This is a genomic window from Tardiphaga sp. 768_D3_N2_1, assembly GCF_052076105.1.
Lineage (GTDB): Bacteria > Pseudomonadota > Alphaproteobacteria > Rhizobiales > Xanthobacteraceae > Tardiphaga.
Map to the genome: position 1 here is coordinate 3,555,463 of NZ_CP197245.1, position 23,383 is coordinate 3,578,845.

The 23,383-nt window shown below is 62.6% G+C and carries 24 protein-coding genes; 8 read left to right on the top strand and 16 right to left on the bottom strand.

Annotation, left to right across the window (positions count from 1 at the left end; translation table 11 throughout):
* Positions 1 to 44: 44 nt before the first annotated feature.
* The 7 genes from cckA to flgB form a co-directional block, all read right to left on the bottom strand.
* Positions 45 to 2,618, bottom strand: coding sequence for a cell cycle histidine kinase CckA (gene cckA / locus AB8A27_RS16815; RefSeq protein ID WP_441242880.1), 2,574 nt, complete (start codon positions 2,616 to 2,618; stop codon positions 45 to 47).
* A 160-nt stretch (positions 2,619 to 2,778) separates the two neighbouring features.
* Entirely contained in the window at positions 2,779 to 3,852 is a 1,074-nt protein-coding gene (gene flhB / locus AB8A27_RS16820; protein ID WP_441242881.1) for a flagellar biosynthesis protein FlhB, read from the bottom strand.
* A gap of 9 nt (positions 3,853 to 3,861) precedes the next feature.
* Positions 3,862 to 4,632 carry a flagellar biosynthetic protein FliR gene (gene fliR / locus AB8A27_RS16825; RefSeq protein WP_441242882.1) on the bottom strand — a complete coding sequence of 257 codons (771 nt, stop codon included), beginning with the start codon at positions 4,630 to 4,632 and terminating at the stop codon, positions 3,862 to 3,864.
* 13 nt (positions 4,633 to 4,645) lie between these two features.
* Entirely contained in the window at positions 4,646 to 4,909 is a 264-nt protein-coding gene (gene fliQ, locus AB8A27_RS16830; protein ID WP_092146438.1) for a flagellar biosynthesis protein FliQ, read from the bottom strand.
* Positions 4,910 to 4,951: 42 nt separating this feature from the next.
* Complete coding sequence (fliE, locus tag AB8A27_RS16835) at positions 4,952 to 5,278, bottom strand: flagellar hook-basal body complex protein FliE (protein WP_441242883.1); 327 nt, start codon at positions 5,276 to 5,278, stop codon at positions 4,952 to 4,954.
* A 16-nt stretch (positions 5,279 to 5,294) separates the two neighbouring features.
* Positions 5,295 to 5,720, bottom strand: a complete 426-nt coding sequence (gene flgC, locus AB8A27_RS16840) for a flagellar basal body rod protein FlgC (RefSeq protein ID WP_092146434.1) — start codon at positions 5,718 to 5,720, stop codon at positions 5,295 to 5,297.
* A 29-nt stretch (positions 5,721 to 5,749) separates the two neighbouring features.
* On the bottom strand, positions 5,750 to 6,163 hold the full coding sequence (gene flgB / locus AB8A27_RS16845) for a flagellar basal body rod protein FlgB (RefSeq protein WP_093756616.1): 414 nt from the start codon (positions 6,161 to 6,163) through the stop codon (positions 5,750 to 5,752).
* 375 nt (positions 6,164 to 6,538) lie between these two features.
* Between flgB and AB8A27_RS16850 the strand changes: the two genes are divergently transcribed.
* Together AB8A27_RS16850 and fliP are read left to right on the top strand one after the other, a co-directional pair.
* The gene (locus AB8A27_RS16850) at positions 6,539 to 7,639 is read left to right on the top strand and encodes a flagellar biosynthetic protein FliO (protein WP_441242884.1); all 1,101 of its coding nucleotides are present in this window, start codon (positions 6,539 to 6,541) and stop codon (positions 7,637 to 7,639) included.
* Positions 7,636 to 8,391, top strand: coding sequence for a flagellar type III secretion system pore protein FliP (gene fliP / locus AB8A27_RS16855; RefSeq protein ID WP_441242885.1), 756 nt, complete (start codon positions 7,636 to 7,638; stop codon positions 8,389 to 8,391). The genes AB8A27_RS16850 and fliP overlap by 4 nt, the downstream gene beginning before the upstream one ends.
* 12 nt (positions 8,392 to 8,403) lie before the next feature.
* Here fliP and AB8A27_RS16860 read toward each other — a convergent pair whose 3' ends face one another.
* The 5 genes from AB8A27_RS16860 to fliL form a co-directional block, all read right to left on the bottom strand.
* Positions 8,404 to 12,120, bottom strand: a complete 3,717-nt coding sequence (locus AB8A27_RS16860) for a tetratricopeptide repeat protein (RefSeq protein ID WP_441242886.1) — start codon at positions 12,118 to 12,120, stop codon at positions 8,404 to 8,406.
* Between the two features lie 98 nt (positions 12,121 to 12,218).
* The gene (locus AB8A27_RS16865) at positions 12,219 to 12,989 is read right to left on the bottom strand and encodes a MotE family protein (protein ID WP_441242887.1); all 771 of its coding nucleotides are present in this window, start codon (positions 12,987 to 12,989) and stop codon (positions 12,219 to 12,221) included.
* A complete protein-coding gene (locus tag AB8A27_RS16870) occupies positions 12,986 to 13,423 on the bottom strand; it encodes a DUF6468 domain-containing protein (protein WP_441242888.1) in 438 nt (145 codons plus the stop codon). Before AB8A27_RS16870 ends, AB8A27_RS16865 begins: the two co-directional genes overlap by 4 nt.
* Positions 13,420 to 14,619 carry a flagellar motor switch protein FliM gene (fliM, locus tag AB8A27_RS16875; protein ID WP_441242889.1) on the bottom strand — a complete coding sequence of 400 codons (1,200 nt, stop codon included), beginning with the start codon at positions 14,617 to 14,619 and terminating at the stop codon, positions 13,420 to 13,422. Before fliM ends, AB8A27_RS16870 begins: the two co-directional genes overlap by 4 nt.
* 18 nt (positions 14,620 to 14,637) lie before the next feature.
* Positions 14,638 to 15,129, bottom strand: a complete 492-nt coding sequence (gene fliL, locus AB8A27_RS16880; protein WP_441242890.1) for a flagellar basal body-associated protein FliL — start codon at positions 15,127 to 15,129, stop codon at positions 14,638 to 14,640.
* A gap of 362 nt (positions 15,130 to 15,491) precedes the next feature.
* Here fliL and flgF point away from each other — a divergent pair, with 362 nt between their 5' ends.
* Genes flgF through flgH form a run of 4 tightly spaced genes read left to right on the top strand, consistent with a single transcriptional unit; the run spans position 15,492 to position 18,975 of the window.
* Entirely contained in the window at positions 15,492 to 16,256 is a 765-nt protein-coding gene (gene flgF / locus AB8A27_RS16885; RefSeq protein WP_441242891.1) for a flagellar basal-body rod protein FlgF, read from the top strand.
* A gap of 12 nt (positions 16,257 to 16,268) precedes the next feature.
* The gene (flgG, locus tag AB8A27_RS16890) at positions 16,269 to 17,057 is read left to right on the top strand and encodes a flagellar basal-body rod protein FlgG (protein WP_441242892.1); all 789 of its coding nucleotides are present in this window, start codon (positions 16,269 to 16,271) and stop codon (positions 17,055 to 17,057) included.
* A gap of 5 nt (positions 17,058 to 17,062) precedes the next feature.
* Positions 17,063 to 18,217 (top strand): flagellar basal body P-ring formation chaperone FlgA, encoded by a 1,155-nt coding sequence (flgA, locus tag AB8A27_RS16895; RefSeq protein WP_441242893.1) that lies wholly within the window; start codon positions 17,063 to 17,065, stop codon positions 18,215 to 18,217.
* Between the two features lie 5 nt (positions 18,218 to 18,222).
* A complete protein-coding gene (gene flgH / locus AB8A27_RS16900; RefSeq protein ID WP_092146412.1) occupies positions 18,223 to 18,975 on the top strand; it encodes a flagellar basal body L-ring protein FlgH in 753 nt (250 codons plus the stop codon).
* Positions 18,976 to 19,115: 140 nt separating this feature from the next.
* Here the strand turns inward: flgH and AB8A27_RS16905 are convergent, their stop codons facing one another.
* From AB8A27_RS16905 to AB8A27_RS16920, 4 genes are all read right to left on the bottom strand, one after another.
* Positions 19,116 to 19,904 (bottom strand): 2-keto-4-pentenoate hydratase, encoded by a 789-nt coding sequence (locus AB8A27_RS16905; protein ID WP_441242894.1) that lies wholly within the window; start codon positions 19,902 to 19,904, stop codon positions 19,116 to 19,118.
* Between the two features lie 134 nt (positions 19,905 to 20,038).
* Entirely contained in the window at positions 20,039 to 20,302 is a 264-nt protein-coding gene (locus AB8A27_RS16910) for a hypothetical protein (protein ID WP_089265183.1), read from the bottom strand.
* Between the two features lie 199 nt (positions 20,303 to 20,501).
* Positions 20,502 to 20,912 carry an RNA polymerase-binding protein DksA gene (gene dksA, locus AB8A27_RS16915; protein ID WP_068735634.1) on the bottom strand — a complete coding sequence of 137 codons (411 nt, stop codon included), beginning with the start codon at positions 20,910 to 20,912 and terminating at the stop codon, positions 20,502 to 20,504.
* Positions 20,913 to 21,164: 252 nt separating this feature from the next.
* On the bottom strand, positions 21,165 to 21,575 hold the full coding sequence (locus AB8A27_RS16920) for a flagellar assembly protein FliX (protein WP_441242895.1): 411 nt from the start codon (positions 21,573 to 21,575) through the stop codon (positions 21,165 to 21,167).
* 327 nt (positions 21,576 to 21,902) lie between these two features.
* Here AB8A27_RS16920 and AB8A27_RS16925 point away from each other — a divergent pair, with 327 nt between their 5' ends.
* The gene (locus tag AB8A27_RS16925; protein ID WP_441242896.1) at positions 21,903 to 23,027 is read left to right on the top strand and encodes a flagellar basal body P-ring protein FlgI; all 1,125 of its coding nucleotides are present in this window, start codon (positions 21,903 to 21,905) and stop codon (positions 23,025 to 23,027) included.
* Positions 23,027 to 23,374 (top strand): flagellar assembly peptidoglycan hydrolase FlgJ, encoded by a 348-nt coding sequence (gene flgJ, locus AB8A27_RS16930; protein WP_089265185.1) that lies wholly within the window; start codon positions 23,027 to 23,029, stop codon positions 23,372 to 23,374. The genes AB8A27_RS16925 and flgJ overlap by 1 nt, the downstream gene beginning before the upstream one ends.
* The last annotated feature ends 9 nt before the right edge of the window (positions 23,375 to 23,383 follow it).

Here is a 23,383-nt window from a genome sequence, read left to right on the forward strand (position 1 = left end):
TTTGGGGCGCATTTGAAACCAAGCCGTTTTTGTGACGGCGTGCCCTAGTTCGGCGCCATGGTTTCCTTGACCTTGGCGATCAGCGCGCTCAGGGCGAACGGCTTGGCCAGGAAGGCGAATTGCTGGTTTTCCGGCAGGCTCTTTTCGAACGCCTCCTCGGCGTAACCCGAGACGAAAATGATCCGGATATCCGCATTGCGCGCGCGCATTTCCTTGAGCAGCGTCGGCCCGTCCATCTCCGGCATCACGACATCGGAGACCACGAGATCGATGGCGCCGTTCTGTTCGTCGAACACCTCCATCGCCTCGACGCCGTTGCCGGCTTCGACCACCGTGTAGCCGCGCGATCGCAGACCGCGGGCGTTCAGCGCGCGCAGGCCTTCCTCGTCCTCGACCAGCAGGATGGTGCCCTGCCCGGTCAGGTCCGCGCGCGGCTTGGCGTCGGCAGCGGCTTCCTTCGCGGCGACGGCGGCGGCGATCGCCGGGTCTGGAGCCACTTCCTTTTCCTGATGATGGCGCGGCAGGAAGATGCGGAACGTGGTGCCTTTGCCCGGCTCTGAATCGACGTAAACGAAGCCGCCCGTCTGCTTGACGATGCCGTAGACCGTGGAGAGGCCGAGGCCGGTGCCCTTGCCCACGTCCTTGGTGGAGAAGAACGGCTCGAAGATCTTCTCCACGATATCGGCGGGAATGCCGGTGCCGGTGTCGCTGACATCGATGCGCACATAATCCGACGGCGGCATGCCCTTGTAGGAGAGGCGCCCGGCCTCCTCGGCCGAAACATTCACAGTGCGGACGGTCAGTGCGCCACCATCCGGCATCGCGTCGCGGGCATTGACCGCGAGATTCACGATCACCTGTTCGAATTGAGAGATGTCGACCTTCACCGGCCACAGATCGCGGCCGTGCACGACTTCGAGTTTAACCTTCTCGCCGATCAGTCGCTTCAGCAGCAGATCGATATCGGAGAGGGCATCGCCGAGATTGAGTACGGTCGGACGCAGCGTCTGGCGGCGCGAGAATGCGAGCAACTGCCGCACCAGCGTCGCCGCGCGTGTCGCGTTCTGCTTGATCTGCATGATGTCCTGGAACGACGGATCGGTCGGCTTGTGCGCGTTCAGCAGGAAGTCGTTGGCCATCATGATGGCGGAGAGCACGTTGTTGAAGTCATGCGCGATGCCGCCGGCCAGTTGGCCGATGGTGTCCATCTTCTGCGCCTGGTTGACCTGGTTCTCGAGCGTGCGGCGCTCGGTGGTCTCAAGCATGTAGACGATAGCAGCTTCGGTCTCGCGCTCGTTCTCTTCCACGGCGGTGACAAAAAATTGCCCCCAGCGTTCCTTGGCGCCTTCCAGCAGCGCTTCCACCGGCGGGATATCGCCCTGCCCCTGGGCGGCGTGGCCGATGGCTGAGACGAGCTGATTGCGGTCGCGGTCGCTGACGGCAGCGAGGATCGACTTGTTGACCGCGCCGGACGTGTTGAGGCTCTGCGCCAGCTTGGCGAAGCGGGCATTGCCGCGCACCACGTTGCCGTCGCGGTCCACGGTCGCAATCGCCATCGGCGTATGGTCGAAGAAGCGCATGAAGCGTACTTCGGCGGCGCGCTGCGGATCGGACCGCTCGTCACGGGCGCGGCTGATGACGAGGGTGCGCGACGCGCCCGGCACGCCGTCGGCGCCGAAAGCGAGCTTGTGATAGAGCCGCACTGGCATGGTCTTGCCGTTGCGCATGCGCAGGTCGATGTCGAAGACTTCGGTTTTGACTTCGCCGGGCATCGGCACAATGGACGTCAGCAACGAGGCGCCGTCGCCGGAGACGATATCGGTGAGCTTCAACCCGCCAGAGCCGATCTCGGCAAGATCGTGATCGAGCCAGTTCGCCAGTGTAGCGTTGACGTAAACCAGCTCGCCCTTTGGATTGACCGAGAAGAAGCCGCAAGGTGCGTGATCGAGATATTCGATGGCGTGCTGCAGTTCCTGGAAAACGTCTTCCTGGCGTTGCCGATCGCGGGAGATATCAGCCACCGACCACACTGTGGATTTGGCTTCGCGCTTGCCTTCACCCAGTGGACGCACGCGCATGCGCAGCCAGCGGCCATGGCTGCCGTCAGGCACCGCAACGCGGACCTCCTCCTGCTGGCGCTTGCCCTCGCGGGCAGCCTTGAGCAGGCGGAAGACGGCTTCGGAGACATCGGGATTTCCGATGAAGACGCGTTCGACCGGTCGCGCATCCTGCGCGGAGGCAGCGCCGGTCAAAGTGAGATAGGCAGCATTGGCATAGACGACATGGCCCCGCGCATCGGTGACCGCGATACCGTCAAAGGCGTTATCGGCCACGGTGCGCATGATCGGATCGTCGGAGGCGCGATCGGCAAAGCGGACAATACCGGCGGCAAAGGCGAACAACACGAACAGCCCGACCATCGCCAGCAGCGCCAGCAGGCCCAGAATATAAGGCTGCGCCTGGGCGCGGCCGAGAGTCATGAATGCCACGGCGCAGGCAATGATCGCGGCGGCAATCAGCAGCACCAGCACAATGCTGCCGCTGCGCCGGGCCGGCTCGTGCAGAGCCGGATTCTGCGCCGTCATCGACTGGCGATCGTGGTCGGTCTCGGCGGTCATCGGACGGTTCGTCGCCTGTTGGCAGTTGCGGCAGCGCGGGTTTGCGCGCCTCCTGAGTGCATCAATCGGCTGGCCTTGCGCAAGCGCCGCGTCGGCCTATTCGCTTCCAATCCGCCGATTCGCAACACGTTCCCGGTCCCTTGCCCGGCGCTTTCGCGAATCATTGCATGCGCCCGGACAGTCCGCGCTTCAGGCTCATGACGTAGCCAATGACTTCGGCCACCGCATGGTAGTGTTCGCCCGGAATTTCCTCGTCGATCTCGACGGTGGCGTAGAGCGCGCGCGCCAGCGGCACGTTTTCGACGATCGGAATGTCGTGCTTGCCGGCGACCTCCCTGATCTTCAGCGCGATGTTGTCGACGCCCTTGGCAACACAGATCGGTGCGGTCATGCCGCGCTCATAGGACAGCGCCACGGCGTAGTGCGTCGGGTTGGTGATGATCACTGACGCCTTCGGCACGGCTGCCATCATGCGCTTCTTCATGTTCTGCTGACGCAGCTGCTTGATCTTGCCCTTGATGTGGGGGTCACCCTCGGACTGCTTGTATTCTTCCTTCACTTCCTGCAGCGACATCTTCAGCTTCTCGTACCAGGTGCGATACTGGAAGAAGAAGTCGGCAATGGCGACGAAGGCGAGCATCGCCACCACCGACCCCATCAATTGCAGTGTCAGCGATGTGGTGATGCCGAGCATCGCCGACGGGTCGATATGGATCAAAGCATCCAGACGAAACCGCTCGGGCCACAGCACCGCGCACATCACAGCGCCGAGCAGAACAAGCTTGAACAGTCCCTTCAGGAAATTGGCGAACGCCTGCTTGCCGAAGAGGCGCTTGGCGCCTTCCATCGGCGACAGCTTGCTGAACTTCGGCACCAGACCTTCGGTGGAGAACACCAGCCGGTGCTGGATCAGATTGCCGGCAAGCGCTGCGATCACGAGAAACAGGATCGGCATGCCCATCGTGGACAGGATGGACATGCAGAGGCTCTTGGCCAGCATTAGAAGTCCGGGCCCGTCAGTCCGTATCATCCAGGAATTTTGCAGAAGGTTCTTAAGCGGCGCCTGCAGCCCGCCGCCGACCGAGCCGTTGAAGGTCGACAAGACCAGCGTCGCGCCGGCCAGCAGGAACCAGGTATTGACCTCCTGGCTTTTGGCTACGTCGCCGCGTTGGTGAGCGTCGTCGAGCTTTTTTTGTGTGGGGTCATGTGTCTTCTCGGAATCGTCGTCGGACATCCGTGCCCCCTATATCCGCGGCATCATTTGTTGCATGACGCCGGTGACGTATTCGAGGTAGGTCCCCATCATGGTCGCAAGCACGACAGCAAAGATCAGGAATCCGATCATGATCGAAAGCGGCACGCCGACGAAATAGACCTGCATTTGCGGCATCAGCCTTGCCAGCACGCCAAGCCCCATATTGAAGACGAGGCCGAACACAAGGAAAGGCGCAGCAAGCTGCGTGCCGATCTTGAAGGCTGCAGCGAAGGCATTGGTCGCGAGCTTGGCCACATCGCCCGTCGACATGAGTTCGCCCGGCGCAAAGATCCTGTAGCTGTCATTGATGGCGGCGATCACAAGGTGATGCGTATCGGTGGCGAACAGCAGCGTAATGCCGAGCATCGTGAGAAAATTGCCGATCAGCACGCCCTGCTGACCCTGTGTCGGATCCACCGAGGTGACGAAACCGAGACCGAGCTGCTGCGCAATGATCGATCCGGCAACCTGCAACGCCGACAGCGTGACGCGCGCGGTGGCGCCGAGCACAACGCCGATGATGATCTCATGCACCAGCATCACCAGCAGCGGCACGATCGATCCCATATCGACGTTATAGGCACCGCGATGGGCCGGCAGCATGATGAGGGTCAGCCCCAATGCGATCGACAGCTTGGTCCGCGCGGGAATGTTGCTCTCGCCGAACCCGGGCATCAACATCACCATTGTGCCTATGCGGGCAAAGGCCAGCATGAAGGCAGCGGCGAGAACGGGCAGGAGCGAGACATCGATGCGCATACGGGATTGTGCATCACCCCCCGATGATTCGCGACGATATCCGTAGCATGTAGCTCGACAATGCGTCCCCCATGAATGGTAACGCGAGCATCATGGTGGCAAAGACCGCGAGAATCTTCGGTACGAAGACCAGCGACTGTTCCTGGATCTGGGTCAGCGCCTGCACCAGCGATACCACGACACCGACCAGGAGGCCCACGACCATCAGCGGGCCGGACACGATCACAATCGTCCAGATCGCATCGCGGGCAACGTCGAGAGTTTCGGGGCCGGTCATTGCATGAATCCTTGTGTTACGCGCTGTTCGTGGTGAGGAAGATCAGATCGGCATCTTCATGATGTCTTCGTAGGACTGGATGACGCGATCGCGCACCGAGACCAGCGTCGACACCGCGACGTCGGTTTCCGCAACTGCCGTGACCACGTCCATCACATTGGCCTTGCCGTTGGCCATTGCGATGGTCTGCGCATCCGACTTGCGGCCGGCATCGAGCACGCTGCCAAGCGCATCCTTGAGGACCGCGCCGAACGACTGACCGCCACCGGCATCCACCGCCTTGTTGAGACCGCCACCAACGCCACCGCCGGCGTCCATGATGCGCGAGAGAGCCGAGTAAGCATTGGCGGCGACAGAGGGAGTTGCCATGGTTCAGCTGTCCTGTTCAGGCCTTGAGGATGTCGAGCGTGCGTTGAATCATCCGGCGCGTGGCGCTGATGATGTTGAGATTGGCTTCGTAGGAGCGCTGCGCTTCCTTCATGTCCGTCATTTCCACCAACGAGTTCACGTTGGGGTATTTGACGTTGCCGGCGGCATCCGCCGCGGGATTGCCGGGCTCGTAGCGCGTGGGAAACGCAGACTGGTCGGGCCTGATGCGGCCGAGACCAACGACGCGGGCATCCAGCGAGCGGTCCAGCTCGGATTTGAAGGTCGGCACCTTGCGACGATAGGGGTCTCCGCCGGCGTTCTGCGCTGTGGACTGTGCATTGGCGATGTTTTCCGAAATCACCCGCATGCGGCCCGCCTGGGCGCGCAGACCGGAGGTCGCGATGCCCATGGAGCGCGAGAAGTCGCTGATATCGTCGGCCATGATGAGCTCCCTTTATGCGCGCGGCGGCGTCAGCGCTTGCCGATGGCGGTCTTCAACAGACCGAGGCTGCGGGTGTAGAGCGAGGTCGCGGCGGCATAGTCCATCTGGTTGGCCGAGACCTTGAGCATCTCGTCTTCCAGATTGACGGCGTTGCCGGCGGGGCGGGTCTCGTAGCCGACCCGGCTGTTCTGGTTGAAGGAGGCCGAGCCGCCAGTCGGCAGGATATTGGTGCCGGCGGCGCGCATCATCGGCAGCGAGCCCATGCCACCGGCGGTGACGGAGGTATTGCCCGCCTTGTCGAATTTCGGTTCCACGAGATCGCGGGGGCGGAAGTTTGGAGTGTCCGAATTGGAGATGTTTTCGGCCAGCACACGCTGGCGTTCCTGGTGCCACTGCATCTTGGTGCGCAGCGCCGACAACATCGGCATGTCGCTGATCGCCATCGGCCTTCTCCGCCCGCCCGGACGAAGCGTCCTGAGCTAGGCAGAATTTGCCGCCTGCATGGTTAATACGAAGTTAATTTCCGGTGGTACTTGTTACCGAACCGTAAATGAATGCTGCAAAATTGACGTTTTTCGCACACGCTAACGCTTTTTTGCCTGAATTGGCCGATTAACCATCCCCATCGGCCATACGACGGGGCGGCAGAAGTCGTTTTGGCTGCAGCGATTCATAGTTTATTATTAACCAACGGCAGGTTCTGCCGTGGGGCGTTAACAGATGGGGCGTGATTCACGCTGCGTGCGGAGCGTGCGGGGCTATGACACCCGCAACTCTGGATGTGGCCGTTGCAGCCACCCTGTCTGGCTGGGGACTTTATGATGCAATCATCGGTGCAATTTATCTTGGCCTTCGTTGTCGTGCTGGCGCTGATCGGGCTTACCGCCTGGCTGGTGCGCCGATTCGCCGGCAACCGGCTGGGCAACAACACCAGCCGCGGGCGCCTGCCGCGGCTCGCAGTGATCGACGCCGCCGCCGTGGACGGCCGCCGCCGCCTGGTGCTGGTCCGCCGCGACAATGTCGAACACCTGCTGATGATCGGTGGCCCCTCGGACATCGTCGTCGAGCCCAATATCGTCCGCGCCATGCCCGGCCGCGAACAGGCCCCGCAGCGCGGCGGCCTCGCTGCCGATGTGGCTAGCCGTGGCCCGTCGCTGCCTGAGGCGCCGAGCTGGGCAGAGAGCAGCGACTCCGGCTTCGATTCCGAACCGCATGTGCCGGAGCCGGCACCGCGTCCCGCCCGCCCCTCCTTTATCGAAGAGCCACGCCGCCCGGCCGCGCCTTTGCCGGAGCGTCGTCCCGATCCGGTCGCGAGCCTCGCGCCGGAACCCGCGCCGCGCGTCGAACCGGCGCCACGCAACGACCTTTTCCCGCAGCGGCCGATTCCGCGAAGTGAAATGCCACGGGCGGAGACGCCGCGTAGCGAGACACCGCGTAGCGAGCCGATGATGCCGCGCCCGATGCGTGCCGATCCGCCGATCCGCACTATGCCGCAACCCCGCACACCGGACCGTCCCGTCGCGGCTGCGCCGACCCCGCCTGCTGCTCCGGTTGTCGCCCCGGCTCCCGCCCCGGTCGTTGCGCCGCCCGTACCGACGCCAGCCCCTGCGCCCGCTCCGGCAGTCGCTGTGTCGTCTGCCGACCAGAACCTCGCCGACATGGCGCAGCGCCTCGAAGCCGCCTTGCGCCGCCCTGCTGGCGAAGCCCGCCAGGATGCTGCGCCTGAGCCTCGGGTCGGTGCTCCGTCGGTAGCGCCTGAGGCACCATCGATCCGCCCTGCTTCGCGGTCGCCGGAAGTCTCGATCGCCAGTCCTGCCCGTGCAGAGGCGCCGCCGGTCGTCCCGCCGGTCAAATCGGGCTTTGAAAATCTCGAAGACGAGATGGCCTCCCTGCTGGGTCGGCCGAAGTCCAGTTCGTGAGTTCGGCGAACCTCCCGCGTAGAGTATTTTTCCTTTCTGTTCTGATCGCCGCCGGGACCTTCGCAGGTCCCGCGATGGCGCAGGACATCAGCATCAATCTCGGCGGCGGCGGCGGCGGCGGCGTCACCGAGCGCGCCGTGCAGATGATCGCGCTGTTGACGGTGCTGTCGATCGCACCGTCGATCCTGATCATGATGACGTCGTTCACGCGCATCGTGGTCGTGCTGTCGCTGCTGCGCACCGCATTGGGTACAGCGACGGCTCCACCGAACTCGGTGATCATCGCACTGGCGATGTTCCTCACGGCTTTCGTGATGGGGCCGGTGCTGCAACGGTCCTATGACGACGGTATCAAGCCGCTGATCTCCAACGACATCACCGTCGAACAGGCCCTGGTGCGCGCATCCATTCCGCTACGCGGCTTCATGCAGAAGAATGTGCGCGAGAAGGATCTCAAACTGTTCATGGATCTCTCGGGCGAGCCGATCCCGGCAACGCCCGAAGACATGTCGCTGCGCATCCTTGTGCCGGCCTTCATGATCTCGGAGCTGAAACGCGCCTTCGAAATCGGCTTCCTGCTGTTCCTGCCATTCCTGATCATCGACCTCGTTGTCGCCTCGGTCTTGATGGCGATGGGCATGATGATGCTGCCACCGGCGGTGGTGTCACTGCCGTTCAAGCTGATCTTCTTCGTGCTGGTGGATGGCTGGTCGCTGGTGGCCGGCAGTCTGGTGCAAAGTTACGGGCAGTAGCGAGGCTCTCGCCTACCGCGTCATCTCGATCTTGCGCACATTGACCACCGGCTGCGGCTTCAGCGAGCCGGTCGGCATCGGATCGGCACTGGCACCGGGCAGGATCGCCTTGGCGCTGCTTTCGGGGAAGCGCGTCTTCATCTCGCGCAGGAAGCCGTCGAGCGTATCCACGGACGCAGCCATCTTGGCAATGGCGGCGAATTCCGACGAATTGGTCGAGGTTGGCTTGCTGGCGGTATCGAAGGCGATCTTGTCGGCGCCGACATTCATCAACGGCGCATATTTTTCGCGGAAGCGCGCGAGACCGAGCGCATCTTCCGCCAGCGCATAGCCGACAACGGCACGGATGATGTCGCTCTTCTCGGCCGAGGTCAGCGGCGAGAAATCCCGCCAGCGGTCGCCGTAATAAAGTTCGATCTGTTCGGAGGCTTCACGCCAGCGCCGCGACGACCAGTAGATATCCGAGCGAAGCCGAATCGCTTCGCGCCCGCTGACATGAGAGATGATGTCGAGCGCCAGCTCACGGCGACCGATGTCGCTCTGCGCCCGCGCCTCGAGCAGCAACCGTTGCTGACGCAGCTCGCCATTGAGATCCGCGATACGCGTGGTGCGCAGCGCGGCGATGGCACGGTCGGGCTTGCGGCTCATCAGATAGACCATTGCCAGCCGTGCAGCGACCTGCGAGCGCGCTGCACCTTCGAGACGGTGATCGACCTGATATTGCAGAAGCTCGGCGGCCTGATCGAGCAGATCGACGGCCACGAGACGATCGGCGAGACGGCGGATCATTTCGTCGCCGCGACGGCCGATCGGGGTCAGTTCGCGAAATTCATAGAACATCGCCAGTGCATCGACCGGCGGCAGGCTGTCGCCCTTTGGCGACAGATAGATTTGCGAGAATAGCGCCTGCGCCTCGTCCTGCACCTGGCGCGCGGCCTCGCTGTTGGCCTGACGTTCGGTGGCCGTGCGGGCGGCCAGCAGCGAGTCATTGTAGCGGCCGAGTTCGGCATACATACGCGACAGGATCTGCAGCACCTGCACTTCCGTGCCGTCGCCGCGCCAGGTCACCGCCAGAATTTCGAGATCATGCAACGCATCCTCGCTGCTGATCTCGTTGCGCTTCTGGCGCAAATTGACTTCACGCAACTTGGCTTCGGCTGCGGACTGACGATCCAGCGAACCGGTGACGTCCTGATACTTCGACAGCGCATCCTTCTCACGGCCGAGCGCCTCATCGAGCCAGCCGCTGAGCAGCATAGCCGCAGGCTTGATCTCCGGCGAAATGCCGACCGTTTCGAGTTCACTGCCGCGCGACGACGCGCCGGCATAGTCCTTCACTTCGAGCGAGGCCCGCAATGCCAGCATCAAAGCCGCGCGCTGCAGATCGGCCGGCAGCGCGGCGAGCGTGAATTCGGCATTCTTGAAACGCTCACGCGCCTCGACCCATTTTTCCTGCTTGGCGTAAGCGAGCGCCTTCCACAATTCTGCATCGTAACCTGGCCCAAGCACCGGATTGGCGACATCCTTCAGGGTCTGTTCGGGGCGGCCCATCATGGCACTGGCTACCGCATGGACGATCAGCGCCACAGGGCTTTCCTCGCCGACCTTGGTATCCGAGATCGCGAGATCGGCGACGCCCTTGGCCTCGTGATACATGCCGCGCGCCATGTAGAATTTGGCCAGATCCATTCGCGCCTGTGGCAGCGAACTGGTTTCAGCCGTAGCCGCCGCGTTGATCAACTCGTCGAAGCGCGCGTTGAACGGACCTTCCTGATCCTTGCGCCACTGGCCGACATCGAAGATCGGCCGGGCGACCGTCGAGGCGCGCTGCGGCGCCGCATCGGCGGCGGACAGCGTCAGCCCGCCGGGCTTGGTCAGCATCACCTTGTCGATGCTGGCTTCAACGGACACGTCGTCGGAGTTCACCTGAACCACCACGCCGTGAATCGATTCCAGCAGCGAGAATTCGACGAAGTCCTGACGGCGAATGAACCCGCGCGATGGCGGCAGCGCGGTAATGATATTGAGCGTATCGCCGGCATCCGGATCGACCAGGCGATGCTTGATGCCGGGCTTGGCCAATGGCACCTGCACGCTGGCGCGCGAGGGATCGGCAATGTTGCGCACCGCGGACAGCGGCTGCGACGGCGTCTGCCGGGTGTCGGCGAGCATCAGCCACCAGGCCTGTCCTGCACCGGCGGGATCGTCGGTCGTGAGAGAGGCCAATTGCGGGCGATTGAGGCGGATACGGATCGCCTGCCCCTTCTCCAGCGGGATCGTGCTCACATCGGCAATGATCGATCCGCTATCGCGGCGGATCGGCGCGGTGTCGATGGGCCGCGTCGAGTCCGCCACCAGCCACAGGATATCGCCGCGGCGGAACAAAGCGACCGGCGTTGGCGATGGAAAGGCAAAGGCCATGCGCACGCCATCGCTGCTGCGCTTGACCTCAACCGGCATGCCCGCCGGTTCGGTCGGCGCAGCAGCGGCCGCCGCAGGTGCGGCGACGGGTGGCGTGACGACGGCTGGAGCGATAGCAGGTGGCGCAACCACGACAGGCGCAGGAGCCGCCGCTTCCTTGACAGGCGCCGCAACAACAGGCTCGGGCGCCGACGCAGGTTTCGTTGTTTCAACGACCTTGGCCGGTGTGGGTTTGGGCTCCTCCGGCTTCACCGCCTCGACGGGCGCTGCCGGTGCGGCCGCCGCAACCTCGGCCTTCTTCTCTGGAACGATCTCTTTCGCGATCATTTCGGAGGTCGGAGACACGATCTCTCCGGAACGCTGTGCCGGGACGCTGGCGGGCTTCTCGACCTCGGGAGGCTTCGCCGTCACCGGCGGTTTCTCGTCCACAGGGGCGGCTACGGGCAGCTTGGCCAGCGGTGACGGCTTCTCGTTCTGCTGGAAGCCGATGTCGACGACGTAGCTCTTGTCCTCGCGGAACGACTTCACATCGACGTCGCCGATCAAGCTGATTTCGACGGCGGTGCGGTTGCCGTCCATCGCCTGACCGATCGATGCAACATTGGCGGGTGCGGACAGTTTGGCATCAGCGAGATCGAACACCAGACCGGCGCTGAAGGTGAGCGTCAGCGTCTTCTCGTTCAGCACCGACGACACACCGACGCCGCCGGTCTCGAACACGAAGCGCACGAAGGTCGGCTGCACGGATGCGCGCACGCGGATCGGCGGCTTCTTCTGGCTTTCCGCGGCAGCCCGTTGCTGGCGCAAGGCGCGCTCGGCCAGGCGCGCACGCTCCGACAATTCCTTGACCACATCCTGCGGCAGACCGGGCGGCATGCCCTTCCAGGTGTCGGGCAGCAGATCGATGAAGATGCGTTCACCCGCCGTCATCGAATTGATGGTTACCCTGCGTGACAAAGCGAGACGGATCGCTGTGCCATCGGGATCGCGGCGTGCAGAGCCGATATAGTCGGGGGCGGCGTCGCCAAGAATCTCGACGGGAATATCGACCGGCCGCTTGAAACGAATGACGAGAATGGTGCCGGCCTGCGTCACCTCGGACTCCACGTCCTCGGCGAGCTTGAGCACGATGCGGCCATAGCCGCCCGACGTGCCCATGCTGGCAGTGCCCCTCACCGCTTGCGCAGATGCGGCGTCCGGAAACGACAGCGCGAGACACACAATGGCGGCGAGACCTGCGCAACGTCGAACGGCCCGCGTCCATGCGCGAGCTTGCGTCCAACATGCAACGGCAGCCGTCCGTGCCATTCAGAAATGTCTCTCAGCCCGATGCTCGAAGGACGGCCGATCGTCCGCCCTGTGTCGAATCTAGATTCCGCCCTCTAAGGATTTGTTAATTATTTTCTTTAATTCCGGCCCTGCTGGATCGGCCTGCCTTCGATCTTGGGCAGTTCCGTCGCCGCGGCAGATCGTTCGCCGCCCGAGGCGCGGCGCGCGAGCTCGACCGTGAGGCGCTCAGCGGCCTCCGGCTGCATCAGACCGAGAATGTCGGACATCTTCCGAGGCGCGATCTGCGAGGCGATCTCGAACAACACCGGCATTTCCAGCCGGTCGAAGATCTTCGCCGCGTCCTTCGGCTTCATGCTTTCATACATGGTGACGATGCCCTTGAAGCGGGCGGCATCGACTTCGCTCTTCTGGTCGTTCGCCGTCTTGATACCGGCTTCGACGCCCTTCAATTCATCGACGCGGGTTTCGATGCGCTTCTCGGCGGCCTTCAGCAGGCTCTCGCGAATGTCGATCTCTCGGGCACGCGTTTCCAGTTCCTGACGGCGCGCTTGCAGCCGTTCGAGAATCGCGCGTTCAGCGGGCGAGATTTGAGGAGACAGCTCGACAGGCGGATTGCTGGTCGGTTCGATCGCCGCAGGCGCCGCCACCGCAGGCTTCGGCTCTTCCTTCTTGGCGGGGACCGAACCGGTAATGTCGCCGTCTACGGGCTTGCCGCCCGGGAAGTTGAACATCTCCTGCGCCCACGATCCTTTCGCAGGCCGCGGCTGCGGATCGTAGTTGAACACGTAGCCGCCATCGATCACCAGACCGGCGATCTTGAGAATCGCCAGACCGAACACCGCCACCAAGACGACAGGAAGAATACGAACGTCCCGAAAAGCTTTCATGCAGCGATGCCGTCAGGCCTCCTCCGCTCGGCAAACGCCTGCGCTGCCGCGGCATTGGCCCGCGCTGCGGACACCCGCGGCGCGTCAGGGTCGGTTTCGGTGAGCGGCCGTGCCGCCACCGCGATCTTCGACAACCGTCGCACGACAGCGTCGCTCTCGGCGAGCTGCGCTTTCAGCAGATCGGCCAGCGCCGTCGCAGCAGAAATCTGGCTGCCGAGATTTTCATTGACGTCGCGCACGGTGTGCTTCAGTCCGCCGATCGCACGCTCGGCGATCTCGGTCACGGTAATGAGCTCGCCGATCGTGGCCTTCAACGATTGCTCGTCCGCCTTGAGGCGCTTCAGGCGCTTGTTGAGCAACATGCAATAGGCGATGGTCAGGATCAGAAGCACCGCAACCAGGCTCTCGATCACAATTCCCAATGAATGACTCATTGTGCCTCCATTAATTTAGTTTGCTCATCAGCCTTCTCAAACATCGCGAAGGTTGTGTTAGGCTTGCGTAATTGTTTCGTGACTCGAATGGCAACGCGGTCGCCGACGCGCCCCATCCGACCTTCGGTCAGAGTGACGGCTCCGCAACGCACGGCAACAAGGGTATCCGCCCGCATTTCCAGCGGCAGCGTATCGCCCACCTTGAGAAGCATCAGTTGCTTCAACGGGATCTCCGCCTCATACAACACGGCGTCGACGGCGATCTCGGCCTGAGCAATTTCAGTGGCGAGATGGCTTTCCCAGATCGGATCACGACCGAATTTTTCGCCCATGAACATCTGCATGAGCAGGGCACGGATCGGTTCGATCGTCGCATAGGGCAGCAGCAATTCGATATTGCCGCCGCGGTCTTCCATATCGATATGCAGGCGCACCAGGATGGCGGCATTGGCCGGACGGCTGATGGCGGCGAAGCGTGGATTGGTCTCGAGCCGGTCGATGGTGAAGGCCACGGGCGACAGTGGCCGGAACGCCTGCTCGGCGTCTGCCAGCACGACTTCGATCAGGCGCTTCACCAGATTGGTTTCGATGGTGGTATACGGACGCCCCTCGATACGCAGCGAGGCCTGACCACGACGGCCGCCGAGCAGCACGTCGATCATCGAATAGATCAGGCTGGAATCGACGGTGGCGAGGCCGAAATTCTCCCACTCCTCTGCCTTGAACACGCACAGCACGGCAGGCAGCGGAATCGAGTTCATATAGTCGCCGAAACGCACCGAAGTGATGCGGTCGAGCGAGACTTCGACGTTGTCGGAGGTGAAATTGCGCAGGCTCGTGGTCATCAACCGCACCAGACGGTCGAACACGATTTCGAGCATCGGCAGACGCTCATACGACACCATCGAGGAATCGATGATGGCGCGAATGCCGGAATTTTCGTCGAGATGGACCTCGTTGACGCTGAAGCCGAGGAGATTGTCGATTTCTTCCTGCGAGAGAACGCGCTCGCCACCGTTCTTGCCGCCGCCGATATCGCGGCCGCCGTCCTCGACCATGGCGGCCCATTGCTCCGCCATAGTGCCGGTGAGTTCGTTTTCGGCAGCCGCTTTCGCCGCCTCAACGGGATCCTCTGAATCCAGAGACGCTTCCCATTCGGCGGCAATTGCGTCTTGATCGACCTGTTCGGTAGACATCAGCCTAAATCCAATTCCTCACTGAATGAGGATTTCCTTGAACAGCACGGCGTTCACGTGATGGGGCGAGATCGCGGCATTGACGCGCCGCGTGAGCTCTTCCTTCAACCGGAACATGCCAACGGAGCCGTTCAGATCGGTGGTGCGGAGTTCGCGGAGATAGACCTGGAACATGTCGGTGATGCGCGGCATCGACGGCGTGATCTGCGCCACCAGCGGCGCTTCCTTCACCTCGAGCACGATCTTGGCCTTGAGATATTGCACGCGCTCGCCGGGCTGACCGGCAAGGTTCACCAGGATTTCCGGCACATCGATGAAGGCGAGCGGCTTCGCAGCCGGCGCCGCCTCTTTCTTCTCTTCCTTCGAATGCCCCTTCAGGAAGAACCAGCCGCCACCGCCCGCGGCGAGCACGAGCACACCGGCGACGATTGCGATCAGTTTGAACTTGCTCTTGGGAGCTGCCGCTTCATCCCCGGTCGGGACGCCGTCTGAAGTTTCCGTATCCGCCATCGCCTGCCCGTCCGGGGTTGGGATGAGCTCGATGCTGCAAAGCAGGCTTTAAAGACGCGATACAAATGCTGCCAGCGCCCAAGGCCCTGTGTGATCGTGACGCTAGGTCGCAATGGTTAACGGAATCTTTCTTTTAACGCTCAACTAGGAAAATTCTGCCGGCAAATATGGTCAACAAGACCTTTCTGCCGCCCGTTTTCGCGCCTCCAAAACTACCAACAAGTTGAAAAATATAAACTTTTTGACTTGGCACGGCTTTCGCTACTCCCTTAGCGAACCGCGGCTTGGGAGAGCTGTGCGGTTTACGAGATCCACGGCGAGCTTGGGAGAGCGGACCGCGGGAACTTAGGGGAGAACCACCGATGGAGAATATGCTTCTCGTCGGACTGTCGCGGCAGATGACGCTCCGGCGTCAGATGGACGTCGTGGCGAACAACATTGCGAATATCAACACCTCGGGCTTCAAGGCCGAGCGGACGATGTTCGAGGAATATCTGAGCCCAGGCGCGCGCGAAGACAACTTCGTCGGCCGCGACCGCCGCGTGTCCTTCGTGCAGGACCGCGCCACCATGCATGATTTTGCCGGCGGCGCCCTCGAACAGACCAAGAATCCGCTGGATGTCGCCATCGACGGCAACGCTTTCCTGGCGGTGCAGACCCCGAATGGCGAGCGCTATACCCGCGACGGCGGCATGCAGATCAACTCGCAGGGCCAGCTCGTGACGGCGGGCGGTCAGCCGGTGCTCGGCGCCAACGGCCCGATCGTATTCCAGCAGACCGACCACGACATCACCATCTCGCAGGACGGCACGGTCACGGTGCTCGAAGGCACCAACCGTATCGACTCCGTGCGTGGCAAGATTCGCATGGTCAATTTCGCGCAGCCCCAGCGACTGGTGAAGGAAGGCTCCAACCTGTTCTCGGCCGGCCCCGGCGCCAATCCGCAGCCATCCACCACGTCGAAGCTCAATCAGGGCTTCATCGAAAAGTCGAATGTCAGCTCGGTCGCCGAAATGACCCGGATGATCGACGTCACCCGCGCCTATACCGAGCTGTCGAACATGCTGCAGTCGCAGGGCGACGCGCGGCGCTCCGCCATCGAAAAACTTGCCGACGTTCCGGCTTAAGGAATCTGACCCATGCGCGCTCTTTACACTGCAGCGACCGGGATGGCGGCCCAGGAACTCAACGTCCAGGTCATCTCGAACAATATCGCCAATATGCGCACGACCGGCTTCAAGAAGCAGCGTGCCGCATTCCAGGACCTCATCTACGATCACGTGCGCCGCGTCGGTGCGCAGGCATCGGATCAGGGCACGGTCATTCCGGTCGGCGTCGATATCGGCGGCGGTGTGAAGACCGTCGGCACCCCGCGCATGATGACCCAGGGCACGCTGTCGGCGACCGGCGGCGATCTCGATATCGCAGTCCGCGGTGAAGGCTTCTTCAAGATCCAGCTCACCGATGGCACCTTCGCCTATACCCGCGATGGTTCGTTTTCTACCGACCAGCAGGGTCGCATCGTCAACGCGCAGGGCAACCTGCTGCAGCCGACGATCTCGATCCCCCAGGCGTCGTCGCAACTCTCGATCAATGCCCAAGGTCAAGTCTCGGTGATCGTGCCGGGCTCGACGACCCCGACCGTTCTCGGCCAGATCGGCCTCACCCGCTTCATCAACAAGGCCGGCCTCAATTCGATCGGCGACAACCTGTTCACCGAAACTCCGGCCTCCGGCCCACCGCAGGACGGCGTCGCCAATGTTGACGGCTTCGGTGACATGCAGCAGCGCAACCTTGAAATGGCCAATGTCGAAGTCGTCACCGAAATCTCGGACCTGATCGCCGCGCAGCGCGCCTATGAGATGAACGCCAAGGTCATCAGCGCCGCCGACCAGATGCTGCAATCCACCGCCGGCATGTTCCGCTGAGGAGAATGATCATGACATCAGCCGCGCGTTCACTTCTCCTCGCCGCCGCCCTGCTCGCTGCAGCGGCCACCGCTGCGCTCGGCCAGGCGCAGCGCGACGAGGTCATCGCATCGCCGATGCTGCGCGCCAATGTCACGGTGTCCAGCGACGTGGTGCGGATTGGCGACGTCATCGACAACGCCGGCCCCACTGCGCAGATCGCGATCTATCGGGCGCCCGACCTCGGGACCGTCGGCACGCTATCGACCGCACAGGTCATCGCGGCGTTGCGGCAGCATCAGGTGATCGGCGTCGATACACGCGAGCTCAAATCCATCACCGTGACGCGGCTGTCGCGCAGCATCGACAGCAAGGATATCGAGAACCAGGTCGCGCAGGCGCTGGAGAACCGCCACGGCCTCGGTGCCGCCGCCAATCTCAGCCTGACTTTCGACCGCGAAGTCCAGGGCCTGCAGCTCGACACCAGCAATACCGGCGCGCTGCAGCCTGTCGCGATCCGCTTCGACGCGCGCAGCGGCCGTTTCGACGTCACCTTTGCGATCAGCAACGACTCCAACGCGTCTGCCACCAAGCTGCGCTTCACCGGCACTGCCGTCGAGACCGTAGAAGTGGCCGTACTGGCGCGCGGCGTCGAACGCAGCGAAGTGCTGAAGTCTTCCGACGTTGTCATTGAGCGCCGCCCGAAAGCCGAAGTCGGTAACGATGGCGCAACGCGCGACCGCGCCGTGGGCATGCAGAGCCGCCGCCAATTGCGCGCCGGTCAGGCAATCCGCAATGCAGACCTCGCCAAGCCTGACCTCGTCACCCGCGATCAGGCAGTGACGCTGATCTACGAAACCGCCGGGCTCTACCTCACGCTCCGCGGCAAGGCCGTCGAAGGAGGGACCGAAGGTGACGTGGTCAATGTGATCAACCTCCAATCCAAGCGCACCGTCGCCGGCGTCGTTGTCGGCCGCGGCCAGGTCGCCGTGTCCGCTCCGACACCGCGTCTCCCGGCGCAAGTCGAAACTCTCGCACCGTCTCCTGCTCCAACCCGCGATTCTCTCCCGTCCGAAAAAATCTCCCAGGCCAGACCTCCCCTGGCCGACTCTCCCGCTGCCACCTCTCCCGTCGCTCTTGCCGCCAACGACCACGCGCCTGTTTCTCGAAAAGCTGAGTAAAGTTGATGTTCCAGTTCAATCGTCCTTTCGTCACCGGTGCTGCACTTCTGGCGGTCGGCTTTGCTGCCAGCGGTTGCTCGTCGATCGACCGCCTCGCCTCCATCGGCGAGAAGCCAGCGCTCACGGCGATCGAGAATCCGACGACACAGCCCGGCTACAAGCCGGTGCAGATGCCGATGCCGAAGCCGGAGGTCGCCTCCTACAACGCCAACTCACTGTGGCGCAGCGGATCGCGCGCCTTCTTCAAGGATCAGCGCGCCCGCCAGATCGGTGACATCCTCACGGTCACAGTGAACTTCACCGACAAGGCCAATATCGCCAACGAGACCCAGCGCAGTCGCACCAATACGGAGAACTCCGGCATCACCGACTTCCTCGGTAGCAAGTTGATTCAGAACCCGGCGACTTCGGTGCTTCCGGGTCGCCTTCTGACGGCTGATGGATCGTCGTCGAGCGACGGCAAGGGCTCGGTAGCGCGGCAGGAAGCGTTGCAGACCAGCGTCGCTGCGGTGGTCACGCAACTGTTGCCGAACGGTAATCTCGTGGTCGAGGGTAAACAGGAAATCCGCGTCAACTACGAAATCCGCGAACTGATCGTCGCAGGCATCGTGCGTCCGGAAGACATTCAGAGCGACAACACCATCGACAGCGCCAAGATCGCACAAGCCCGCATCGCCTATGGCGGCCGCGGCCAGATCTCGGATGTCCAGCAGCCGCGCTACGGCCAGCAGGTGATGGACGTGCTGCTGCCCTTCTAACCCGCAGAGAGCTCCCACATCTCATCGTGCTCCCACGCGGTGAGGTGTTCACACGCGACCTTCCGTCAGCTCCCCTGGCGGAAGGTCGTCGTCGTTTTGGGCAACCTCTAAACAAACGCGGCGAGGCGAAGCGCTGAACGTCAGCTCTTGAAATCGACCTCGACGCTGCCGAGCCCGAGCAACTCCATCCGGACGTGATCGCCGGCATTGAGCCACGCCGTCTGTACGAGACTGCCCGTCAAGACGAAGTCTCCGGCGCGCAACATCTTGCCTCGGTCTGCGAGATGGTTGGCAAGCCAGGCCAATGCATGATGCGGATGACCAAGGACATCTGAGCCGTTGCCGCGCCCCACTTCCATGCCGTTGACGACGGCACGTCCAATCACCGACAGAAGATCGGGCGCCTGGCCGCGAGCAACAGGCGCACCCAGAACACATCCTGCTGCAAAGAAATCATCCGCGATCAGTGTCGGCGCATCCATGCTGCGCCAGCCCGCAAAACGATCATCGACGATCTCGATAGCCGGATGATAGGCATCGATCGCTGATGCGACGTCATCGGCCGTGAACGGCTCGCCCGACGGCACCAGATCGTTCGCGAGCTGGACCGCAATTTCACATTCCACCCCGACATGCACGTAATCGCTGTAGCGCAGCGAGGTTCCGGCGGCATGAACACCGCTCATATAGAGTCCACCGGCGCAAGGATGCGAAATACCGAGATATTGCTGCATCACTGCACTGGTGCAGCCGATCTTGTAACCGACCTGCAAGCCGAAATCGGGCGACAGCAAATTGTGAAGCGCGTCCTGCACGCGATAGCCATCGGCTTCGTCATGCGGGACCGCGTCTGGCGGCAACATGGTGAGCGGCGCGCGGTTGCGGCGGACGTAGGCCAGGATTTCGGCGATCGCGAGATACTTTTCCATCGGCGGTCCCTTCGCTCGTCATACGGCTCGCGCCGACATATGACCAACGGGTAGCGACCGCCATCCTGCTTGGCAACTATGCGCAACGTCGCTGCCGCGAACCGACGCTCGCACTACTACAAATCGTCCTGAGTTCAGCCGAAGACCCTGGTCAGGTCTTCATGAAGCCGCCTCATCCCGGCGGGCCCGGTGAAGATCTCCTTCACTTCGGCAAGAGCCTCCGTGGTCAGGACGTCTTCGGAACGTCGGCCCTGCGCCGCAGTCGCAAGAATGCGCGATGCGATGGCCGCCTGATTACAGGAGGTGCGGTGCTGCTCGGGCACCTTTGCCACGACCTTCTGGAGAACATTCCGCATCAGCGCGATCGTATCGGGATCATAAGAGGCAGGCGCAGCCATTATTCATCCTCCCGTTTTTTCTGGAGTAAGCCTACGTCCTATTGAGGAATGATGACGTTCATATTCCCGTGTTTAAGAATGTCGCCGTGCTGCAGTGCAGTCATCATAGATCACTGCATCGCACAGCATGCGTGATTGCCTTCCGGAATTCCCAAATGAAAACGGCCGCCCAATGGGCGGCCGTTTGGCATCTGAAAGACTATTCGTCGCGATAGACCTTTTCGCGCTTCTCGTGGCGCTCCTGGGCTTCCACCGAGAGCGTTGCGATCGGGCGGGCTTCAAGCCGCTTCAGCGAGATCGGCTCGCCGGTCTCCTCGCAATAGCCGTAGGTATTATCCTCGATGCGCAGCAGTGCCGCGTCGATCTTGGAGATCAGCTTGCGCTGCCGGTCGCGCGCCCGCAGTTCGATCGCGCGGTCGGTTTCCGACGACGCGCGGTCGGCGAGGTCGGGGTGATTGACGTTCTCCTCCTGCAAAGCCTGCAGGGTGAGTTTCGATTCTCGGAGGATTTCTTCCTTCCAGGCCAGCAATTTCGCGCGGAAATAGTCGCGCTGCCGGTCGTTCATGAAAGGCTCTTTTTCGGAGGGGCGATAGCTTTTCAACTTGTCCAAGGCCAATCCATCTATGCGTGCAAGGCGCCGGAAATGACCGGCCGCGCCGCAGCTTATATAGCTAGGTCATGTGACAGACAATAACGTCAGGATACCTCCGGAACCGCCGTCCACCGCCCGGTTTCACGGCCGGAACTGTGCAGCTGCAGCACGTGACAGCCTGAGCCCAACCTGGGTCAAAAGGCTGTTTGACGGGCCATAAACGGCATTTATCCGGGCCACAGTCGGACTTGGTGCCCCGCTTCGAGCGGATCAGATCTGGCCAGCCTTGGCCAGTTCGACTTCAACCCGGAGCTCGATCTCGGAGAGCACGGCGTCCAGGCCTGGCTCGCCGGATGATTCCTTGAGGTTCGCCGCCGCGCTGCGAAGCCGCGCCACCATGGCCGGATTGATCGAGCCCGTGAGCAGGCCGATCTTGAGTTCATCGAGGACATCGAGCGCGCCGCGGCCGCGCTTCACCGAGCGCTTGCGGCGCTCCATGGGGTCTTCGACGCTCTGCATGGCCAGAAGCGCATCGATGCTGTTGGCCGCCCGAGGCGCCGCGGTCGGTCTGGTGTCGGAGGTCGGCGTCGCGTCAGGCAACGAAAACCCGGTCGAACTGGTTTTCTTTGCTCCCGAAGACGGGGCTCCGAATGTGGTGCCGTTCGGTCCGTAAATGCGCATCGGCGTGTCCAGCGAGGGTGATGGCCGATCCCGGCCCACGGCGGCTTGCCGTTCGCTCTGTACCATCGCGAGCGTAAACGGACCTCCATGCGGAAAGGTGGTCTTTTATGGTTAATCAATCGTAAACGGCCCGGCAAAATCTGCCGCAGGCGGCACATTCGCCGGGGCTAGAACCACGCATCCAGCCCGAAAGAATTTACCATTCCTATTATAAATCAATGCCTTAAATCGAATTAGAACGCTGGCACGGCGCTCGCATAATGAATGCCGGATCGTCGTCATGGGAGTGGCGAGCGGTCCGTCAAAGACCTCAGCGGGGAGCAGAGGATGCCGAGCCTACCTTCGATCCGATTCTGTCAGACCGTCTGCACAGCGCTGTTCGCGCTGGTGCTGTCGGCTGTGTCTGCGGACGCCACATCGCGGATCAAGGATCTCGCCAATATCGAGGGCGTCCGGCAGAACCAGCTGATCGGCTACGGCCTCGTGGTCGGCCTCAACGGCACCGGCGACACCCTCAACAACATCCCGTTCACCCGCCAGTCGCTGCAGGCGATGCTGGAACGCATGGGCGTCAACATCCGCGGCCAGACGCTGCGCACCGGCAACGTCGCCGCCGTCATGGTCACCGGCAACCTGCCCGCCTTCGGCACCCAGGGCACCCGGATGGACGTCACCGTCTCGGCGCTCGGCGATGCCAAGAACCTGACCGGCGGCACCCTGCTGGTCACCCCCCTGCTCGGCGCCGACGGCAACGTCTACGCGGTCGCCCAAGGCTCCCTCGCCATCAACGGTTTTGCCGCCGAAGGCGCCGCCGCCAGCATCACCCGCGGCGTGCCGACCGTTGGCCGCATCGCCAATGGCGCCATCATCGAGCGGGAGATCGAATTCGCACTGAACCGCCTGCCCAATGTGCGCCTCGCCTTGCGCAACCCCGACTTCACCACGGCCAAACGCATTGCCGCCGCCGTCAACGACTTCCTGGGATCCAAGACCGCCGAGCCGATCGATCCTTCCACCGTGCAGATGTCCATCCCGCCGGAGTTCAAGGGCAACGTCGTCGCGCTGCTCACCGAGATCGAGCAGCTGCAGGTCGAACCGGATCTGGCCGCCAAGATCATCATCGACGAGCGCTCCGGCATCATCGTGATGGGCCGTGACGTGCGCGTCGCCACCGTCGCGGTGGCGCAAGGAAATCTCACCGTGACGATTTCGGAGAGCGCCAATGTCAGCCAGCCCAATGCATTCTCCAACGGCCGCACCGTCGCCACACCGAGTACACGCGTCGGCGTCACCGAGGACGGCAAGAAGTTCGCGTTGGTGAAGGACGGCGTATCGTTGCAACAGCTCGTCGACGGCCTCAACGGGCTCGGCATCGGCCCGCGCGACCTGATCGGCATCCTGCAGGCCATCAAGGCCGCGGGCGCCATCCAGGCCGACATCGAGGTGATGTGATGAACGTCAACACCGCCGTCGCCGCCTATCAGGCCAAGCACCCGACAATCAATGGCCGCCCCGATCAGAACCTGATCGACGCACTGCAGAAAGTGTCGCCGCAAGCTCAGGCCAAGACGCGCAAGCAGTCCGAAGACTTCGAGGCGATGTTCATCAATACGATGTTCTCGCAGATGACATCAGGCATCAAGGGTGAAGGCCCGTTCGGCGACACCACCGGCACCGGTGCATGGCGCTCGATGCTCACAGACGAATATTCGAAGTCCTTCGCCAAGGCCGGCGGCGTCGGCATCTCCAACGAAGTCTTTCGTTCGCTCATCATCCAGCAAGCCAATCGCGCCAGCTGAGCGCAAAGG

Bases quoted from the DNA above. Each gene is read 5' to 3' on its own strand.
- cckA (WP_441242880.1), bottom strand. From the start codon at position 2,618: ATGACCGCCGAGACCGACCACGATCGCCAGTCGATGACGGCGCAGAAT.
- flhB (WP_441242881.1), bottom strand. From the start codon at position 3,852: ATGTCCGACGACGATTCCGAGAAGACACATGACCCCACACAAAAAAAG.
- fliR (WP_441242882.1), bottom strand. From the start codon at position 4,632: ATGCGCATCGATGTCTCGCTCCTGCCCGTTCTCGCCGCTGCCTTCATG.
- fliQ (WP_092146438.1), bottom strand. From the start codon at position 4,909: ATGACCGGCCCCGAAACTCTCGACGTTGCCCGCGATGCGATCTGGACG.
- fliE (WP_441242883.1), bottom strand. From the start codon at position 5,278: ATGGCAACTCCCTCTGTCGCCGCCAATGCTTACTCGGCTCTCTCGCGC.
- flgC (WP_092146434.1), bottom strand. From the start codon at position 5,720: ATGGCCGACGATATCAGCGACTTCTCGCGCTCCATGGGCATCGCGACC.
- flgB (WP_093756616.1), bottom strand. From the start codon at position 6,163: ATGGCGATCAGCGACATGCCGATGTTGTCGGCGCTGCGCACCAAGATG.
- AB8A27_RS16850 (WP_441242884.1), top strand. From the start codon at position 6,539: ATGATGCAATCATCGGTGCAATTTATCTTGGCCTTCGTTGTCGTGCTG.
- AB8A27_RS16860 (WP_441242886.1), bottom strand. From the start codon at position 12,120: ATGGCACGGACGGCTGCCGTTGCATGTTGGACGCAAGCTCGCGCATGG.
- AB8A27_RS16865 (WP_441242887.1), bottom strand. From the start codon at position 12,989: ATGAAAGCTTTTCGGGACGTTCGTATTCTTCCTGTCGTCTTGGTGGCG.
- AB8A27_RS16870 (WP_441242888.1), bottom strand. From the start codon at position 13,423: ATGAGTCATTCATTGGGAATTGTGATCGAGAGCCTGGTTGCGGTGCTT.
- fliM (WP_441242889.1), bottom strand. From the start codon at position 14,619: ATGTCTACCGAACAGGTCGATCAAGACGCAATTGCCGCCGAATGGGAA.
- fliL (WP_441242890.1), bottom strand. From the start codon at position 15,129: ATGGCGGATACGGAAACTTCAGACGGCGTCCCGACCGGGGATGAAGCG.
- flgF (WP_441242891.1), top strand. From the start codon at position 15,492: ATGGAGAATATGCTTCTCGTCGGACTGTCGCGGCAGATGACGCTCCGG.
- flgG (WP_441242892.1), top strand. From the start codon at position 16,269: ATGCGCGCTCTTTACACTGCAGCGACCGGGATGGCGGCCCAGGAACTC.
- flgA (WP_441242893.1), top strand. From the start codon at position 17,063: ATGATCATGACATCAGCCGCGCGTTCACTTCTCCTCGCCGCCGCCCTG.
- flgH (WP_092146412.1), top strand. From the start codon at position 18,223: ATGTTCCAGTTCAATCGTCCTTTCGTCACCGGTGCTGCACTTCTGGCG.
- AB8A27_RS16905 (WP_441242894.1), bottom strand. From the start codon at position 19,904: ATGGAAAAGTATCTCGCGATCGCCGAAATCCTGGCCTACGTCCGCCGC.
- AB8A27_RS16910 (WP_089265183.1), bottom strand. From the start codon at position 20,302: ATGGCTGCGCCTGCCTCTTATGATCCCGATACGATCGCGCTGATGCGG.
- AB8A27_RS16920 (WP_441242895.1), bottom strand. From the start codon at position 21,575: ATGCGCATTTACGGACCGAACGGCACCACATTCGGAGCCCCGTCTTCG.
- AB8A27_RS16925 (WP_441242896.1), top strand. From the start codon at position 21,903: ATGCCGAGCCTACCTTCGATCCGATTCTGTCAGACCGTCTGCACAGCG.
- flgJ (WP_089265185.1), top strand. From the start codon at position 23,027: ATGAACGTCAACACCGCCGTCGCCGCCTATCAGGCCAAGCACCCGACA.